The following is a 16,942-nucleotide window of genomic DNA, read 5'->3' on the forward strand; positions in this document are numbered from 1 at the left end:
TTAAAATAAGCTAACTTTCAGCGCAGTATTTAGGGCAAAACGATGAGTCAATTTGATTATTTACGAACACAGCTCGCCGATAACGTATGGGCAGGAAAATCCATTCTGACAGTAGCCGATGCTGTCAATCAAGGGGTAAGTAGCGGGAAAGATTGGTATTTTAGCCTGCCCCATATTCAATTTATTATGGCAAATCCAGTGATGGCAGGTGTCAAAGATTTATTAGTAGCATCCCAAAATGTAGGAACAACGGTCATTGATTGCAGTTTGGTATTTTTGGAGACGCTTAATGGTATCAACCGTGCCTACAACAGCAAAGCATTCACAAACCTAGCAGGCAAAGGTCAGCAAGAGTTAGCCAGTCTCCTTCCCAGTACCAGAGAAAAAGCAATTTATGAAGCATCAGTGATGGCGTACAACGAATCGTTGAATTTGCCTAATTTATCAGTAACGATCGACTCGATTGAGGCCGACATTCGAGCAATTCAGCAAGGGGGAGCCACAGCCGAAGCTCAAATAGAGACATGGAAATCACAAGCTCTTACTAAAGTCGAGCAACTTAAGGCTGAGATTTTAGCAACGATCGAATCTCTGACCGGGAATCCACGCCGGAACGCTCGCGCACGTATCCGACGGGCAGAGGCCGCACGGATTGCTATGACTACCAACACGATTCCTAACATCATTGCTCACAATCCATACTCCATCAGTTCAACCTACAGCCACTCCATCAGTTCCATTTACAGCCGTCCGCCCGTCCTAAATACTGCACTGGTGCCGATCGCTGTGGGAGGAGCAGCTACGATTGCAGGGGCAGTGGGTGTACTCACAAGCATTGCAAGTTGGCTTCTCGGAAGCTTTTTCTTGAAATCGTTCAATATTCCCGCAGTTTTGTTGCCAGCGCTGACGAATACCGTGGTGTCGATGGTTCTCAAACTCTCTGGCAGTTCAGGGGGTGCTGAAGCGGTTAGATATTTAGCGGCATCTGCTTTGAAAGCTGGAGCAAGTCTGTTGCCCCGCCTCTTTGGAACCACAGGAATGCAAGCAAGTGGTTGGGCTTATTTGATGGCTTGGGCAGCTCCTATAATTGGTGCAGCCGTTATCATTGCCACCGCCATGAGAAACCGAACTGATCTCGCTGAATTCCTTTACGTTTTCGCAGATATTGGTGATAAAACACCAAGAAAGTTTAACTTGTCGTTATCCCATATGTACGACACGAATCAAGTTGAAATTCTTGAGAAATTGAAGAGTAATGCAAGAAGTTTAAAAAATAAAGCTCTTGTGCCGATCGAGAAAATGATCGGAGTTGGACTAAACGCTAAACGCGAATTTATTCTTGGCTATGATTTAACCAATCCCGATGAACCAATTCTTATTCCCAAGGACGATATTATTACTACATTAGGAGGGGACAAAGTTGCTAAAATAGCAACAGGAAAATTCTACTTTGGCGACTAATATGCCTACGGATTACGACCTTGAATATTCTTGGGTTGATGAGAGCTTAGGACAAATTGCTACTACTGCTGTTTGGTCAGTTTGGGATTGTGTGCTTAAACAATGGTCAAACACTCCTAAAGTAACTCTCCGCAATATCCTTCTCTCTGGCTGGCATCAAGACGCTGGTAAAGAGCGATTTTGTATTGGACAAATTCCCGAAAACACCAAGACTGCTGCTCTCCTCGACCCCTTTATTGCTAATAAGAACGATCGATATATCCTGGACTTAGCTAGTGGCTCTCGTAACCACGGGCGATTCACTTTTAATATGGCTCCGGTTGGCTCAAACTACTATGGCAGCAAAGTAACTGAGCAATGGAAGCGCATCATTTACGGGAGTATCATGCACACCGGATGCAAGCACTTAGTCGGTAAAGAATTTAACTTTGTCATTGTAGATGATACCCGGCGTGATGCTCAAGGTAATCCCCAAGATGACCCCACTAATGGTAGACACTGGAACAGCGGAGACAGCCATGCTAAGGGGTCTAAGGAGTTTCTTACTATACTTGGAACAGGTGATGTTCACTTACCTAATGACGAAGGAATTCCCCTCCAATTTCGGATAGCCTCATTTAAAAAGTGGGTTGCAAAGGGTACGATCGCCTACAATCCAGAATTAGATGGGTCTGGCTATGATTTAGTCATTCCGTGGAGTTCACTCAAAGGCAACAAACCCGCACTCGGAAACTACAAAGAAAAACTGCTTTGTGGGTTGGTATTTGAAGGAGAAAAACGCATGGCTAAAGCTGGTTGGATGCTATTCCAATGGTTCAAATTTGAAACACTAGAACAAGACCAAATAATTAGCCGACTCCGCACGAAATGTGAGAAGTTAGTAGCTGCTACTAACTCCATTCAAGCTCTGGCTAAAGAGTTGAGAATCCATCAAGTAGAAGCAGAACAAGAACGCGAACAAGGCGATAGTATTCAGTCAGAAGCTGAATATGTCAATACTGCAATGGAGATAATTAAATACGATATCAAAGGACGACTTCTGCTTCATCCTTACATCACAGGTAAGGTAGCAGAAAGACTTCAGGCAGTTTGGTTGAATTTAGCAAAGGCTGCGGGGGTTCGTTTCTGGTCATTGATGTCCCAACCAGATGAGTATTTTCAAAAATACGAAAGCACCGACAATAACGGAAAAACCACTTTTAGCGAGAAAGTTTTCTGTGCACCTGGTATGGCTCCCGGTGAGTACATCGTATTTTGCAATCCCATGAGGCATTGGGGAGACTGCCAACTGTGGATTAACAGAATTGAAGGCACTTATACCCGGGGGACGAACCTCATGGCGGCATCCACCAAGCTCATGCTGAGTCTGGGCAGAGACTTTGATGGTGACTTTGTTCAGCTCATCGCCTCCAAAGAGTATCCCAACTTGAGAGATGCGATCGCCAATTTCGACAAACCTCCTGAAGTTGACAAGCTTCCTAAAATGGCGCTGACCGGAGCACTCCAAGAAGTCGCAATCAATTCGATGAACGACATCACCGGTGTAGTGGCCTCCTTGTTGGGTCGCGCCAGAGCAGCGGGAGTAGAAGGAATAGTCCTGAACATCCCGCCGGGAGGAATGCAGACTGAGCCAAAAGAGATGGCTATCATCAACTTCCTGAGTCAGGAATTGCAAATAGCCGTAGACTCCCTCAAATCGGCATATCCCAATAATGATAAGGGTTTGAAGGCGGTTACTGATTATCTCAACGGTCTGGGAGATGCGGGCAAAATTCCCTGGCTCAAAGATTTTAAGGAGAAGGACACTTTTCTAACTCGACCCTGCGCCGTTGCCGACGATGCGATCGACACTATTTCCCGACTCGTCAAAGTAGTCAACTCCTACTGGCGACCAGCTCAGCTAGAAACTAACATCGACATCAACTCGTTTCACAATGCGCTTTTTGTAGATGTAGAGGTAGCCCAAGAACAGATGGATTTTGCGTTTGAACAGCGCAAGGGATATGGCTCAGAGATGGGAGCGGCGATCAGATGGAAGGAACAAAACGAGGGTGACACTACCAAACTCCGGGAAGTCTCCGCTAAATACCAAGCTCTCAAAAACTCAGCTCTTGAACAATTTGCTGATGCCAACGGTGAGCCTTACACCGATAAATCTTGGGCTGCTGCTTACTGGCGCGCGGTTCACTTTAAAGCTACTGAGCTCAGCACTGGCTCGTTGGTGTTCAATCTATTCAGAGAAGAAATCGTGACTGAATTGCAAGAAAACCCCGATACTTTGCCCTACTTCAATGTGTTCAACGTTCACAAACAAGAACCAAATGTCTGGAGCCGAGGTGAATGGACTGGACAGAATGTTCTGATTCGCATTGTTCAACGTCTGAAACCTGCTGTGGGTCAGCAAGCCGCACGGATGGAACTGGCGATCGATATGAGGTATCCCGACAGTACCAAAAATATCGGCTATTTCCCCCTTGGATGGGTTGGTGAAAAATATCGAAGTAAAGTGGCGATCGGTGAAACTCGTGAAATGCGGATTTATACCGATGGCAAATATATGGATGAAGCGGGTAGAACTATTACCAAAACAGTTCGTTTATTTAATCAATCCCTGAGTCAAGAGCAGATTGATTTCTTAAATGGGAAAATGCCAGCAGGTCTTTATAGCCCTGAAGATTTTGGTTTACCACCTAATTAACGATGAGTGGTATTTACGACAAGTGGTAAATACTACCACTTTTATGCCGATTTCATAGCTAAAAATGAGAAAAATGTTTGTGATTTATTGTGCTTTTAAAAAAACTAGGGCATAATCAAATCAAGCGTCTATCTCAATCAAAATTTTAATTATGGCTTCAGTTGTTGAAAATCTCCCATTTGGAGAAGTTATCTCCAGTGTCGTCGCTTCTCTAGAAAGCGGAAAGGATATCAAAATCGAAGGGTTTGGCACTTTCTCATTGATTGAAAAACCAGAACGGGAAGGACGAAACCCAAGAACAGGCAAACCTACCACTTACAAGCCTACTCGCCGACCGAAAATTAGGTTTGACAGGAAGTTCCTTGAAAGGGTTTATGCCGGTACAAGTGCTTCTGAAACTTCGACTGAAACAACTTCGACTGAAATAACTCCAGTAGCAAGCCCTGTACTGACTCCAGCTCCTGGAGCAGCTCTCGCGCCTACCCCGGTAGCAGCTCCAACAGCTCCTGTTTTGCCTCCTCCAATTCCAGCCGAGTTGCTTACTCCTTCGGCACCACCAATTATCTGGCAAATCAAAGCCCCAGACGGTAGCTTTATCGAAGTTACGAGCCAGGATCTATCTAAGTGGGGAGTCGGTGCAAATACTCCAATCTACTCTGCTGCCACTGGTTGGAAATTAGCAGGGAGCATTCCTGAACTTGTAGGACTGGTCTAATAAGAAGAGCTTCAGCTAAACTGAATCGGCGACGAACGAACTGCACAAAAAAACCTGAGTGACTGCACCCACGCTCAGGTTTTTTTCATGTTTCTTGTTTCTAACAATTTCTAAGAATTGGTTAGAATTTCTTAGCAAGTTTAAACAAAAGCAGAAAAAACAGGATGTCTCAAAGCTCCAGTAGCAGTAATGCCAAGATGGATGACTTCGACTATTTTACCCATATAATTAGCTTGGTTAGCCCAAATAGTCGATCGCTCGGCATCCGTAAATCCAGTGCCGACTTTGGCATTGACAATCCGCTCGTTGAGATAGCCGGCAACTAAGAGATTACCTAGTGATGCAGAATATTTTCCTGAGCCTTTGGTGAACCCGGTAACTGGCAAGCGGTCTTTCACAAAATTCTTGACCTTCAAAAGTGCGATCGATCGACCCTGGAAATAAACAGAGTTCGGATTCCTCAGCATTATCCCTTCCGCCGATTGTCCTGATGCTTTGATTGAGTCGGCTTCAGCTTGAATGACCAGAGGATTATTCTGAATCAACCTCTGCGGAACGTAGCTAACCTTCCCCATTGCCGGAAAGATTTGCTGAACCTGGCTATATTCGTCTGCTGCCGGGATATTCGGATATTGAGTGAAGCCGATCGCAAAAATGCGAAATTCCATCCTCTGTTTCCCTTCGACAACAGTTGCTGTAGTTTTCGTCGATCGAGCAATCCCAGAAATTCTATCGAAAGGTTCTCCGGGGATGTAAAGCTCACCGTCAATGAAAGACAAATTGTTTGCTAGCCGGATGCTTTCACAGATTTGCTCAATTTCGGTAAGTCCTGAATATCGAGTCAAACCCGATCGACTCCTCAATCCACTGGTCGGATTCTCATACAAACAGCGCACTCCATCCAGTTTGGGGCTACTGAGCCATTCAGCAACACCATAGTTTTTGGTGGGACTGTAAGTATTTGCTAATTGTAATAGCATTATTCTTGCTCCTCATTAAACAAATCGACCCAAAGCAGGGCTTCGGAGATTACCAGTAGCTGTTACTCCCATGTAAACTATTTGAACTTGTTTGCCGATATAAGAATCTCGGTTCATCCACAAATCCTGTTCCTCTTCGTCGTTTAAGCCGTAAACACGAGAAACTTTATTAACTCCATTCACCATGCCTTCAACGGACATATAACTCACGTAACCCACTATTGGATTTTGCGTAAACCCAACGACAGTAAAGATTCCGCTTGTTATCCCCTTCACTTTAAGAAGATTGTCCGATCGCACCCCAGAATAAACTGAGTCCAGATTTCTGAGAATAATTCCTTCAGTTCCTCCAGAATTAAGAACGGTGGTTGCCTCATCCAAAACGCCTAGAGGTGTGTTCCGAATGAGTTTTTGAGGAATCAAACTAATCATTCCCTGTGCCGGAATGATTTGCTGCATGAGATCCATCATTTGTTGTGCTGTTAGGGCGGGATTTGTTGCCGAACTAACAGCAGAAACTCGGAATTCAACAGCAAATTTTTCAGCAAGTTCGTAGTTAGCTCGATCGCGAACTAATACCGTAAGTTCCTCGAAACTTCTACCAGGAATGAACAGCTCGCCGTCGATGAATGACAAATTGTTAGCGTCACAGATGGCGCGACAAGCTAACTCAAGTCGATCGAATCCTACAAATCGCGTGGTCAAAGTCTGACTTCTCAATCCCCGACTTGCACCATCGCGTGTGTAAATACAACGAACTCCATTAAGCTTTGGGCTGCTTAACCAAAATCCAACCATGTATTCTTTAGCTGGATTGTAAGTATTTGGTACTTCTGCTACAAAAGTCATGGTTTTTCTTAGTTAACTGCCATGATGAAATTGCTGACACATCGCACAGTTTCATTGACAATTTTGTCAAACATCAATGCTAATTCTCGGTTATTTGGTTGATATCTCATTAAGCCCCATTGTCCCGTTGCAGCAATTGTTAAATCAGGTCGGAAAATCATTGCTGTGGAATGGAACCAAGTATTAAAGATTGTGTTGGGCATACCAGCACAAATTAACAACCCTGAAACGTTTGTGTATGTTATCGTGACATCCACATTTAGCCGTACCAATTTTCCACAGGTTTGATAAGTTACGCTGCCCGTAGCCCCACTCGCCAAAGGTAACGATACTGGCGCTGACCAAACAATTCCGGCTGGCCCGGCTGGCCCGGTGGCTCCCGTGTCTCCTTTCGGGCCGATCGGCCCCACAGCACCCGCAATGCCTTGAATGCCTTGAGGCCCAGTTGGGCCATTCGCGCCGACATCACCTTTCGGGCCAGCAACCCCCTGAGCACCAGTGGCTCCGGTCGCACCAGGCAGACCAACCTCACCTTTAGGGCCGGTATAACCGATCGGGCCAGCAACCCCTGGATTTCCTTGTGGCCCAACATCACCCTTTGCTCCGATATCACCTTTCGGACCCGGAATACCTTGCGCTCCAGTATCACCTTTGGCTCCGAGCGCTCCGGTATCTCCTTTTGGGCCAGTGGCGCCAATCGCTCCTGTAGCTCCGACATCACCTTTAAGTCCTTGAGGCCCTTGAATTCCAGCGGGGCCGGGTGCGCCTTGCATTCCTGTTGAACCAGTCAAACCAGTGGGGCCGGGTTCGCCAGTATCACCTTTGGCTCCGGGATTTCCTTGAGGCCCTGGATCGCCTTGTTTTGCTCCCAGAGTCCAAGCCAAAGACGGCGGTGGTGAGTTGATGTTCGGGGCATTGGCAATGTAAGAACTCCCACCATGTGCAACGGAATCGAACATGGCGTAGTTCGTGGTTGCGTTCCAGTTGCCGCGCCAAATCAAACCGGGTCGCCCTTGTTCGCCACGAAGTCCTTGAGGCCCTTGAGCTCCTGTTGCACCTGCCGAACCGATCGCACCAGCCGGCCCAATTTCACCCGGTACGCCTGGAATTCCTTGCTCACCACGATCGCCTTTAGCACCAGTCAAACCAATAGGGCCCATATCACCGGGGATGCCTTGCTCGCCTCGATCGCCTTTTTCGCCAGTAGCACCAGCCGGGCCGGTCAAACCTGGTTCACCGCGATCGCCTTTCGGGCCCGCAGCGCCGGGAATTCCTTGTAAACCTTCTGGCCCAGGACTGCCCGGTTCACCTGGTAAACCTCTTTCACCGGGAACGCCTTGAATGCCGGGATTTCCTTGAGGGCCGGTAAGTCCGATCGGGCCCGGTGCGCCTTGTAACCCCTGGCTACCTTGAGCGCCCGGTTCGCCTTTTTCACCGCTGCTGCCTGCTGCGCCAACTGCACCCGGAATTCCTTGAAGTCCTTGAGATCCGGTTTCGCCCCGATCACCTTTGTCTCCTTTAATACCGGGGATACCGGGGATTCCTGTTTCACCACGATCGCCTTTATCGCCAATCGGGCCGGTAGCACCGACTGCACCAGGTGAGCCATCAACGCCGGGAACGCCTTGAATACCTTGCATCCCTTGAGAGCCTGGAATCCCTGGAATTCCTTGAGCGCCAGCCGGGCCAGTCGCACCGGGAGCGCCAACATCACCACGATCGCCTTTGTCACCTTTCGGGCCTGGTTCACCTTTTGGGCCAGGAGGACCGATCGGACCTTGAGGCCCAACAATGGCAGGTTCGGGAGGAATGAGAGCAACATCGCGGGTCGCAGTGGTCAAAATACTCGTGCCGAGCATCAAATCAGCAATGAGAGTTCCATTTTGTGTGATGGGTGTCTCGAATGGAATCCAGGGAGATTCTTTGATGACAATTCCATTCAACTTGAACCGAACGAACGCATTAGTCGGGATATGCTCGACATCAGCAACTACGACGGTTTGCCCTGAGTAAAGAACAGGAACACGGAGTGAAATTGTAGGAGCATTGACCTTGACTTCAAAATTAATTTGAGCGGTCGATCGAACTGTAACAGGAGCTGTACCAGAAATATCCTCGACTTCAATAAGATGAACACCTGGGGTATTAATTGGAATTGACATTCCAAATTGATAGATAGGTGCAGCCGTAGTTCCTACATTCGTGGCTGTGGTATCTGTGCCGACGACTACACCATTCAATTTAAAACGAACATCGGTATTGGTGTTAGTGTCAGTGACTGCGGTTACTGGGAGAGAGTAGGGCAAGCCCCCGACTTGAATGCTGGGTTGAGTTGGAGCTGTGATTCTAATTGGCATTAATTTACAATCCTAAACCTCGATAAAGAAATACTCTCTTTCTCGGTATCGACACCAAGAAAGAGAGAAGTCAAAACTAAGCTGAAGGTTCAAATTATGTTTGAATCAAAACAGCTTGAGCTAAAATAATTTCATATTCGGCTGATTCTCCAGCAATCATCAAAGTTGTATAAGCATCAGGGCTGGTATTGTCTCCGTCATCATCATGAACCAAGACAACTTTGGTATTTTGTAATTGACTGAATGTTTGGTAAAGTTCAGTCAAATACTCCACAGCTTCGATCGGCATCAAAATGCTAAAGTATGCTTCTGGTGCTGGCATTTCACCTGCCAACGCTTGCGAGACGGTTGCGAGTTCAGCCAACGCATTTTTAATCAATGGCTGAAACAGTTGGTCTAAATTCTGGTACTCAATTCGGCGATTAGTCGGTGGTTTGTAAGTAGTCAGCAGAGGATTCATCGCTTTGAGTGCAGCTCTCCGCATTGAAGCGTCTCTGGATAAAATTGCTGGTTCGTCAAACGGCTGTTTCGCTCGTTTAATTGATAAAGGCGAATCACTTTCTGATTGAGGCCAGAAATTGTAGTCGGCAATCGTCGATCGCAGTAGTTTTGTTGCTAGTCCTGCTGTTAACACCATGTCCGTAATCAACTAATAAATTATTTTTAGCTTATCCCCCTTTTCTGCTTTTGAGTTTATAGACTAAAAAGTTGACTTTTATCCCCATTTGTTATAGAGATAAAAGCCAAAATTGTTAATCGGATTCTGACCAATTGACTACAATAACAGAGACAGAATCTTTGGCGAAATTATTAGCTTTGAAGTTGGCTTGTAAAGTCGCGACTGCTTTTTCTGCCTTTTCCTTAGACTCGAAGAAATAGGCTTCTTCAAAATCAGTAACCCATTCAGGATTTTCATAGTTAGCCAAGAACAGAATACTACCATTTTCAGTGGCAGCACCGATCGAATAATAGGCGTAACAGATAACGAATCTGTGTTGAATCAAAGAAGGAGCATCAGCATTAGTGTTGGGAACGGGGGAATTGAGCATAAAAAAACCAGTAGCGAACTGGTAAACTGCTGCTGTTAGGTAAGAAGTTAGGAAACCAGAGGTTGGAAAGTGTGGATTCTCGTCCAATCGAATGTGTTTCCGATGTAACTGTCGAATAAATGACAGTCACCGCGAAACAAAACCTTGTTGGCAGGAAACCAATGACTTTCGCCACTACAATCTCGAACTAAGGTAAAGGAACGGGAGTAATAGGGAACGATCGGAAGTTCAATTTGACCAACCGCCCAACCCGGACACCAATTGTTGCCATAGTGGAAGAAACAGTCTTTTGGTTCAGCAAACCAAGTAATGTGTTCTTGAGTAATTTTTAAGGTTTCCATAGAGTTACCAAACAATTGGCTTAAAACTGTTGATTTTTGTCCAATCGAAGCGAGTAGCGGAGTAAGTCTCAAAAAGATGAGTCTGACGATGATTTTCCCCACGAATGGCAACATTTTTAGCAGAAACCCAATGACAGCCACCTTCAGCATCACGAACCAAAGTCAAGCAACGGGAATAGCTAGTAGGGATAGGAAGCTCAATTTGACCGATCGCCCAGCCAGGACACCAATTAGAGGGATTGTACAAGAAGAAACAATCTTGGGGTTTCAGAAACAAATCAATGTGTTTCTGAGATGTTTTCTGTTTTTCCATCGTTTCTAGTGTTTCCATCGTTTTTGTTTCTCTTCAATTCAATTTCTGCAACAGCTTGATTGAAAGCTTCATCGGTAGGTTCTTCAATGATACCTAACGAACAAAACCATCGGAGTTGAATAGTTCGTCCGCCTCGGCAAATAGTTTTTTCCGCGCTGTGGCATAAGTGCTGGGAGCCGCCATTGAGGAGTTGATCGTAATAGTATGTAAGTCGATCGGGGGGGAGGTCGATCGGTTTTCTCCCACCAAAGGGGCAGGAATAGCAGCAGTAAGCTGGTACATTGTAAGCACTTAAATCTCTTGCCATGTATTTGAGGGTTAGTAGGAGATCTGACCTCCCAGTAGAATGAGAGTGGTCAATAGTTAAACAGATTCTGCAATTTTATATGCTGCTAGATAGGTTGCGTCGGTACTTTGAGGCTGCTTACCTTCTATCTGGTCGCTTATTGCTAGGGCTATTTTTACCCTTTGAGCTTCGGTTGGTGATGGAAGCACTTGGTTCTGAAAATAGTATCCAGCAGTGGAATCAAAGAATCTGTTGAGGTCAGTTTCATATTTCAGAAACTTTACTAATTCCTCTAGATTCATGAGTTTGCCGAAAGTCTAGAATAAGTCAAACGTTCAGATATTGGCAGAAATGATTCAGCTCTTTCTTGGAGGGAGCCAAAACGATGATAGATTCTCATAGTTAGGGAGCCAAAACATCATCCCCCCAAAGCGAAGCATGATGATTTTCCTTTCCCTTGGATTGTCATCAGCCCGTAAGAAGTGCAAAAGCTGTGATTTGATTTATTATGAAAAGCTAAGAATCGATCGAATATAAGGGCAATGTGAATCCGACAGTTTCTGAAACTTGGCTCAATAAACTTTCCTTAACATCGAGCTGCCAAGAAATCTGTAGCTGAATCTCAAGATTTTGCTAATATTTTAAACAACCGCTGTCATCAGTTTGGTATAATTGTGACAGTAACCCGTTCCATATTTGGAGACATTACTACCGGGAGCGTGGTATTTGGTAGAATTTCCTTGAGCTAAACTTGACAGCGATCGTCCAACTAATCTTTAAACCCGTGTCGGAAATCGAACTTTTCCCTGAATTTAAGCCCAAAGCCAGAACCCCGAAATCTCCTCAGTTAACAATGAGTTGTGAGGCGCTGCATTCCTGGAAACAGCGCATCCTTGAACACCAACAATCTCAAGGTGCTGACCAACCGCGACAGGGAAGTCTATTCGAGCTCGCACCAAATCCCTGTGACCCCAACAACATAGACCCCTTTGCCCTGGAACTGCACAATCTCTCATTTTGTGAGAAACCGGATGGGGGCGATCGTACTTGCCTCTACTTCGTTATCGACAACGAACTCCCCTTGGTGCTGTATATAGGAGAAACAAACCGTACTCCCAAGCAACGATGGATGAGCCACGATTGTCACACCTACATTGCTAACTACATCGAGCTGCATCGGCGTTATTCCCTGGATGTGAGTGTAGCCATAGCATTTTGGTATGGAGCGCCGGGTAATCGAAAACAACGGCTGCAACTAGAGTCAGAGCTTATTTACAAATGGCGATCGCCTTTCAACAAAGAATGCTGGCAGTGGTGGGGACAACCGTTCGGGAAGTAAAACTGCTGCAATTTGGTATTTTAAAGTTAGGAACCATAGAGGAACAGCCAGCCATCCCTGAATCAAACATGGATCGATTTGAATTTCAGCTAGGTATGCTGAAAAAGGATCAGAAGAATTAGAGAAAAAAATAGCTAACTTCTAATGTTGTGGCGGTTAAGAAAATTAAGAGAGCCAATTTAACCATTGTTTAGAGACAGATTTTTAACACTAAAGCCGCAACCTGGCTAACCCACAGACTGTAAGAATTAGTCGTTCATAGTTATTGAGTCTGAGTCGGAACCTCTCTTGAGGAATGCGAAATATCTTGAATGCTACTATGACACTCAGTTTATGGAACCTTCTGCATGATGGAACGATTGCCAAGATTGCAGCACCTCGACAAGATACGCGACTCCTCACTATTGAAATTGAGTATCTCCGTCATATGTTTAGCAAAGATGGAAACGCAATTATTGTACAATTGGATAGTTGTGATATTTTTGAGTATCAGAATTTTACGGATGAGGAATGGACTCAAGAGTTGTTGACGATTGCTACCTATGAACCGGAAATCCTGTCAGCAACACAAAATCAAAACAACATCCTTACAATAGGATGCGTTGCAGGACTGGTGCAAACACGGTACCAAAGCTTCACTCTTACTCTCGATAATGGATATCCCATAACCATTGAAAATCTCAAAAATGCACATCAATGTTATTGGGAAGCATTTGGTAACAAAAATAGCGTTATGGAATAGCAGCCTTTAGAGTTTCTACACCATCTCTGCATCCTCAATCCCCTAAAGCCATAAAGCCGCCAAAAACAGGAAATGCTATTATAAAAACCGGATATAGGTAAATGCGAGCGAAAGGTATCAGTAACAGTTCGAGATTGTTCCAATTCACAGAGATTGTTAAATAACTAAACAGTCCTTGAAAAAAGCGCGATTTCTAGCTGTTTGCATAAGCCCTCTAGAGCATTTCGAGAAAATTTATGAAAAACATTGTTTATCGATCGTCATTCTTGTGTAGCCTAGGAGTTTTAGCATTCGTGGCACTCACGGGAATACTCTCTCCAGAGAGTAGTAGCAGCCAGCTTTCCCCATCAGTTAGTCAAATTCAAGTTTCACGTAAACCTGCTTCCAGTACAAAGCAATACAAGAATTCGACGTATGGTGTTAGCTTGAGCTACCCCAGCAATTGGCGACCTACCAAGGGCTATGAAGAACGCTTCAGTGGTGCTAATGGATTCTTCCAGATAATGGGGTTGTCGTCACCATCGTCAACGATTCAAAAGGTTTGTAAGGATGCACTGAATCATAGACTAAATCCCTATGGTACTCGTCCCCAGGTGCAGAGGTTACAAATCCAGGGTCGCCCAGCCTGTTTAATTTTGCCTTCATCCGACCAAGATCCGGCGATGGAAAGAATGGCAACGCTCATTGTCCGCTATCCCACACCGATTCGCCTGAATGGGGCAAACTATAATCACCTCACGTTGTCGGCGAACAAGGAACACATTCGCCAGATTGCTAAGGGGCTAAGATTTACAATGTCAAGGCGATAGTATAGCAAGCGCCAAGTTGTAAATAGTCTCAATTGCGGTGCCGATCGTAAAACCCAATGAGTAGAGATTGAGTTGATGCCAGATTTTTTCCAAGTCGCTGTGATTGCATAATATTTGGTAGACACATCTCCACCGACTAATGAAAAAATACATCAACCTCGCCACCGCTCTCATCGCATCACTCAAGCCCAAATCTAAAATACCCATAATCGATAGCTACGGTGAATCCATGCTGACCCAAGACGAGCAGCAAGCTCTCATGGAATGGCTGTTTGGTAGTTTGATGGGTGCGGGCTACATCGGCAAAGCTCACCTAATCTGGGATGATGGCAAAGACAGAGAGCGGGAGATATTCACGGCATTGATGAGAAACGAGCCGATATTCCTGTACCGCCAAGGAGCGCGACCTACACCAACGGTTGAAGGATATGTTTGGCGACTGATTGGCGAACATCCGAGTTTGAGGGTGTATCAGTTGGTTGTGGAAGGAGAAGAAGATTGAGAGATCGATATCGCGATTGCAATCTACGGATAGCCCCTAAGAGTTGAAGCAGCTCAGACTTTTACTTAATTCGGCTTGAATATATCGATCACTGTTGGTTTTTGCAAAGCGATCGATTATTCAGCAAACCCTAGATAACGATGATACTCTGTGTGGGCTGGTTGTTCAAATGCTATGAAACCGAAGCATAATCAACTATTACTTCACATTCAAAACTCTTGTGTCTAGTTGAATGTGCGATTTTCTATTCTAATGCTGAAACCATTCACTGTCAGAATAATAGCCGTCAATTATTGCAATTTTTTAAGTAATACAACCTTTAGGAGCAAGCTGTCTCATCAAAATAATCTTGACTATGTTAAGAAATAAAACACGGCACAATAGAATATTGTAAATTGGGATACAAATATGAGGTATAACATCTAACTTTCTTCCATTTGTTTCTTAATAGCGAGGTCTTCCAATGGCGATCGAACTTTTCAATCTAATGTTTACTGAACAGGCTGATGTTGTCCCAGCGTCCGGGGTGGATGAAATAGTCAATACTGGCATTGCTAATACTCTTGCTGGCAAGGACATCATCACGGGAACTAGCACCAGCCTTGACAGTGAGGGAGTTGGTATCAGCGGCTTCTATAACATCGGCACGCTTAATACTTCAGATGATAACGATACAATCACTGGCACCAGTGATTATGGTATCGGGCTCTCGAACTACCTCGGCACCATCAATACTGGAAATGGCAAGGACGTAATTACGGGTACTAGCAGAACTTTCGGTCTTTTTAATCAATCCGGCACCATTGATACTGGAGATGACAACGACATCATAACTGGCATTGGTACCAACTCCGGTGGGATTTCCAACTCTGGGTCTATAAAGACCGGCGGTGGCAATGACATAATCAGTGGTACAAGCAGCAAGGGCAGTGCTATCACTAACTCTAGCAGCATTGATACTGGTGATGGTAACGACCAAATAACTGCTAATGGCAATTATTACATTCTCTACAACAACGGCAGCATTAATACTGGTAATGGTAACGACTCCATCATTGCTGAGCACAATGGCAATTTGCCGCTATACAGTAGCGTCAACGGCGGTACAATTGATACTGGTAGTGGTAACGACTCCATCCTTTTACAGGGAGGACTTTACAACTCTGGCGGCGGGGTATTTTTAGGAGAGGGTAACGATTCCCTTGCTCTCACTCCCTCTAAATTCTTTCCTAACCATGCCCTTGCCAACCACAGCGTCATTGATACTGGGGATGGTAACGACACAATCACTAGCACTGGTGTCATTTATAATGAGGGTGGTTTTAGTGACGGTGTGATTAATACTGGTGATGGTAACGACTCTATCATTGCAGACGCAGGTTTTAATGGCAGTGGTAGCGTGTTTTTAGGAGATGATAAAGACTATCTCAAGGGTTTTGGTAGTGGTAATTTCGATGGCGGAAACGGTAAAGACACACTGGAGTTAACATCAGGAAGTTATACTGTTGGAATATCGCGAACAGGGGTAAACTTCACCAAGGGTAGCATTATTATGAATACCTCTGGCTTTGAAGAACTCATAGCGGGTAGCACAAAGTATGACTTCAACCGTCTAACCAACGGTCAAACAATTAGTGTGGTCTAGCAGTTTATTGGAGAAGTAGAGGACAGCTAGCTAACAGAAAAGCTTGCTGTCCTAAAACACCATTTCTTGTCTCTCACATAAGTGACACTCAAATATGCGACTGGTCATGCGCCCATAGGATTGCTCAGAATGAGTGGAGATACAAAGAAAATCACGAGGTTGTATTCTTGAGCGATCGCCTCTAAACACCAAAACTTACCCAGCGTCATCATCATAGGCAGTTTCAGGAGTTTCGGGATGTTCAGAGCGATCGCCTGCAACGCCACCTTTGTAAACTCTGGCTCATTGTCCACTAGCATCGGCTCAAGTTGATGAAGTCGTACAGTATGCTTGAGTAACTGGGAGGAAATTAGGGTGCTATTCTACTCTTACCTTCGCCAATTCTCCGTCCATAAGCAGCAGTTCCGGGAACTCCAACTTTTCTCGCAATCAAACAAGTAGGGACTGCGGGATTGAGCTGCTGCTTCACCTGCATTAATCAATGCTGATGAATTTGCTATAATTGGGTAAAAATTAACTAATCTTAAATTTATGAAGAGAAACTTGTTTATATCCGTTATTATTTCATCTATTTTTATCGTTGTCCTTCCTGCTAAAGCAGTTGAGACTAGGTGCGGATGGTTGCATAATCCCACGCCTCGCAATTGGTATTTAGTAGACAAAGATGGTCGTTGGATTATCTCGCAGCAAGGGGGATATGAAGCTAAAGGAATGGATGATAAGCTGTTCGACATCTAAACTGCATTAACTAAGTTACCTTTATTTTTTATTTTTCGGTTCCATTTTATAATTAGTCCTCCTTCATTTAAAAGTTTATGTAACAGTGCTTCTAGTTTTTCAAGGGATTCAAATAATC

General features: G+C 44.9%; 18 protein-coding genes and 1 pseudogene. 8 read left to right on the forward strand and 11 right to left on the reverse strand.

Features of this window, described 5'->3' with window-relative positions; genetic code table 11:
* Nucleotides 1-42: 42 nt before the first annotated feature.
* From QUA36_RS09030 to QUA36_RS09040, 3 genes are all read left to right on the forward strand, one after another.
* On the forward strand, nt 43-1,461 hold the full coding sequence (locus QUA36_RS09030; RefSeq protein ID WP_333456924.1) for a hypothetical protein: 1,419 nt from the start codon (nt 43-45) through the stop codon (nt 1,459-1,461).
* The gene (locus QUA36_RS09035; protein WP_333456925.1) at nt 1,451-4,159 is read left to right on the forward strand and encodes a hypothetical protein; all 2,709 of its coding nucleotides are present in this window, start codon (nt 1,451-1,453) and stop codon (nt 4,157-4,159) included. The genes QUA36_RS09030 and QUA36_RS09035 overlap by 11 nt, the downstream gene beginning before the upstream one ends.
* A 151-nt stretch (nt 4,160-4,310) precedes the next feature.
* Nucleotides 4,311-4,874, forward strand: coding sequence for an HU family DNA-binding protein (locus QUA36_RS09040; RefSeq protein WP_333456927.1), 564 nt, complete (start codon nt 4,311-4,313; stop codon nt 4,872-4,874).
* 140 nt (nt 4,875-5,014) lie between these two features.
* Here QUA36_RS09040 and QUA36_RS09045 read toward each other — a convergent pair whose 3' ends face one another.
* The 9 genes from QUA36_RS09045 to QUA36_RS09085 all read right to left on the reverse strand — a co-directional run bounded on the left by QUA36_RS09045 (nt 5,015) and on the right by QUA36_RS09085 (nt 11,351).
* The gene (locus tag QUA36_RS09045) at nt 5,015-5,854 is read right to left on the reverse strand and encodes an ATP-dependent DNA ligase (RefSeq protein ID WP_333456929.1); all 840 of its coding nucleotides are present in this window, start codon (nt 5,852-5,854) and stop codon (nt 5,015-5,017) included.
* Nucleotides 5,855-5,869: 15 nt separating this feature from the next.
* On the reverse strand, nt 5,870-6,703 hold the full coding sequence (locus QUA36_RS09050; RefSeq protein WP_333456931.1) for a hypothetical protein: 834 nt from the start codon (nt 6,701-6,703) through the stop codon (nt 5,870-5,872).
* 8 nt (nt 6,704-6,711) lie between these two features.
* On the reverse strand, nt 6,712-9,060 hold the full coding sequence (locus QUA36_RS09055) for a hypothetical protein (RefSeq protein ID WP_333456933.1): 2,349 nt from the start codon (nt 9,058-9,060) through the stop codon (nt 6,712-6,714).
* A gap of 94 nt (nt 9,061-9,154) precedes the next feature.
* Nucleotides 9,155-9,697: a hypothetical protein gene (locus tag QUA36_RS09060; RefSeq protein ID WP_333456934.1), complete on the reverse strand. Its 543-nt coding sequence runs from the start codon at nt 9,695-9,697 to the stop codon at nt 9,155-9,157.
* Between the two features lie 115 nt (nt 9,698-9,812).
* Nucleotides 9,813-10,109, reverse strand: coding sequence for a hypothetical protein (locus QUA36_RS09065; RefSeq protein ID WP_333456936.1), 297 nt, complete (start codon nt 10,107-10,109; stop codon nt 9,813-9,815).
* Between the two features lie 47 nt (nt 10,110-10,156).
* On the reverse strand, nt 10,157-10,450 hold the full coding sequence (locus tag QUA36_RS09070; RefSeq protein WP_333456938.1) for a hypothetical protein: 294 nt from the start codon (nt 10,448-10,450) through the stop codon (nt 10,157-10,159).
* 4 nt (nt 10,451-10,454) lie between these two features.
* Nucleotides 10,455-10,781: a hypothetical protein gene (locus QUA36_RS09075; RefSeq protein ID WP_333456940.1), complete on the reverse strand. Its 327-nt coding sequence runs from the start codon at nt 10,779-10,781 to the stop codon at nt 10,455-10,457.
* 75 nt (nt 10,782-10,856) lie between these two features.
* On the reverse strand, nt 10,857-11,045 hold the full coding sequence (locus QUA36_RS09080; protein ID WP_333456942.1) for a hypothetical protein: 189 nt from the start codon (nt 11,043-11,045) through the stop codon (nt 10,857-10,859).
* Between the two features lie 81 nt (nt 11,046-11,126).
* Complete coding sequence (locus QUA36_RS09085) at nt 11,127-11,351, reverse strand: hypothetical protein (RefSeq protein ID WP_333456944.1); 225 nt, start codon at nt 11,349-11,351, stop codon at nt 11,127-11,129.
* A gap of 449 nt (nt 11,352-11,800) precedes the next feature.
* Here QUA36_RS09085 and QUA36_RS09090 point away from each other — a divergent pair, with 449 nt between their 5' ends.
* From QUA36_RS09090 to QUA36_RS09105, 4 genes are all read left to right on the forward strand, one after another.
* Entirely contained in the window at nt 11,801-12,388 is a 588-nt protein-coding gene (locus QUA36_RS09090) for a hypothetical protein (RefSeq protein WP_333456945.1), read from the forward strand.
* A 319-nt stretch (nt 12,389-12,707) separates the two neighbouring features.
* Nucleotides 12,708-13,130 (forward strand): hypothetical protein, encoded by a 423-nt coding sequence (locus QUA36_RS09095; RefSeq protein ID WP_333456947.1) that lies wholly within the window; start codon nt 12,708-12,710, stop codon nt 13,128-13,130.
* A 948-nt stretch (nt 13,131-14,078) separates the two neighbouring features.
* A complete protein-coding gene (locus tag QUA36_RS09100; protein ID WP_333456948.1) occupies nt 14,079-14,441 on the forward strand; it encodes a hypothetical protein in 363 nt (120 codons plus the stop codon).
* Between the two features lie 463 nt (nt 14,442-14,904).
* The gene (locus QUA36_RS09105; RefSeq protein ID WP_333456950.1) at nt 14,905-16,086 is read left to right on the forward strand and encodes a hypothetical protein; all 1,182 of its coding nucleotides are present in this window, start codon (nt 14,905-14,907) and stop codon (nt 16,084-16,086) included.
* Between the two features lie 104 nt (nt 16,087-16,190).
* On the opposite strand, the gene QUA36_RS09110 is transcribed toward QUA36_RS09105, so the two are convergent.
* A complete protein-coding gene (locus QUA36_RS09110) occupies nt 16,191-16,385 on the reverse strand; it encodes a hypothetical protein (protein WP_333456952.1) in 195 nt (64 codons plus the stop codon).
* Between the two features lie 244 nt (nt 16,386-16,629).
* Between QUA36_RS09110 and QUA36_RS09115 the strand changes: the two genes are divergently transcribed.
* A complete protein-coding gene (locus tag QUA36_RS09115; RefSeq protein ID WP_333456954.1) occupies nt 16,630-16,824 on the forward strand; it encodes a DUF4087 domain-containing protein in 195 nt (64 codons plus the stop codon).
* Here the strand turns inward: QUA36_RS09115 and QUA36_RS09120 are convergent.
* Nucleotides 16,821-16,942 (reverse strand): annotated as a pseudogene (locus QUA36_RS09120) (IS630 family transposase); the annotation flags it as partial. The gene QUA36_RS09115 and the pseudogene QUA36_RS09120 sit on opposite strands and share 4 nt — an antisense overlap.

The sequence above is a fragment of the Microcoleus sp. Pol10D4 genome, assembly GCF_036701555.1.
In the GTDB taxonomy this organism is placed as follows: domain Bacteria; phylum Cyanobacteriota; class Cyanobacteriia; order Cyanobacteriales; family Microcoleaceae; genus Microcoleus.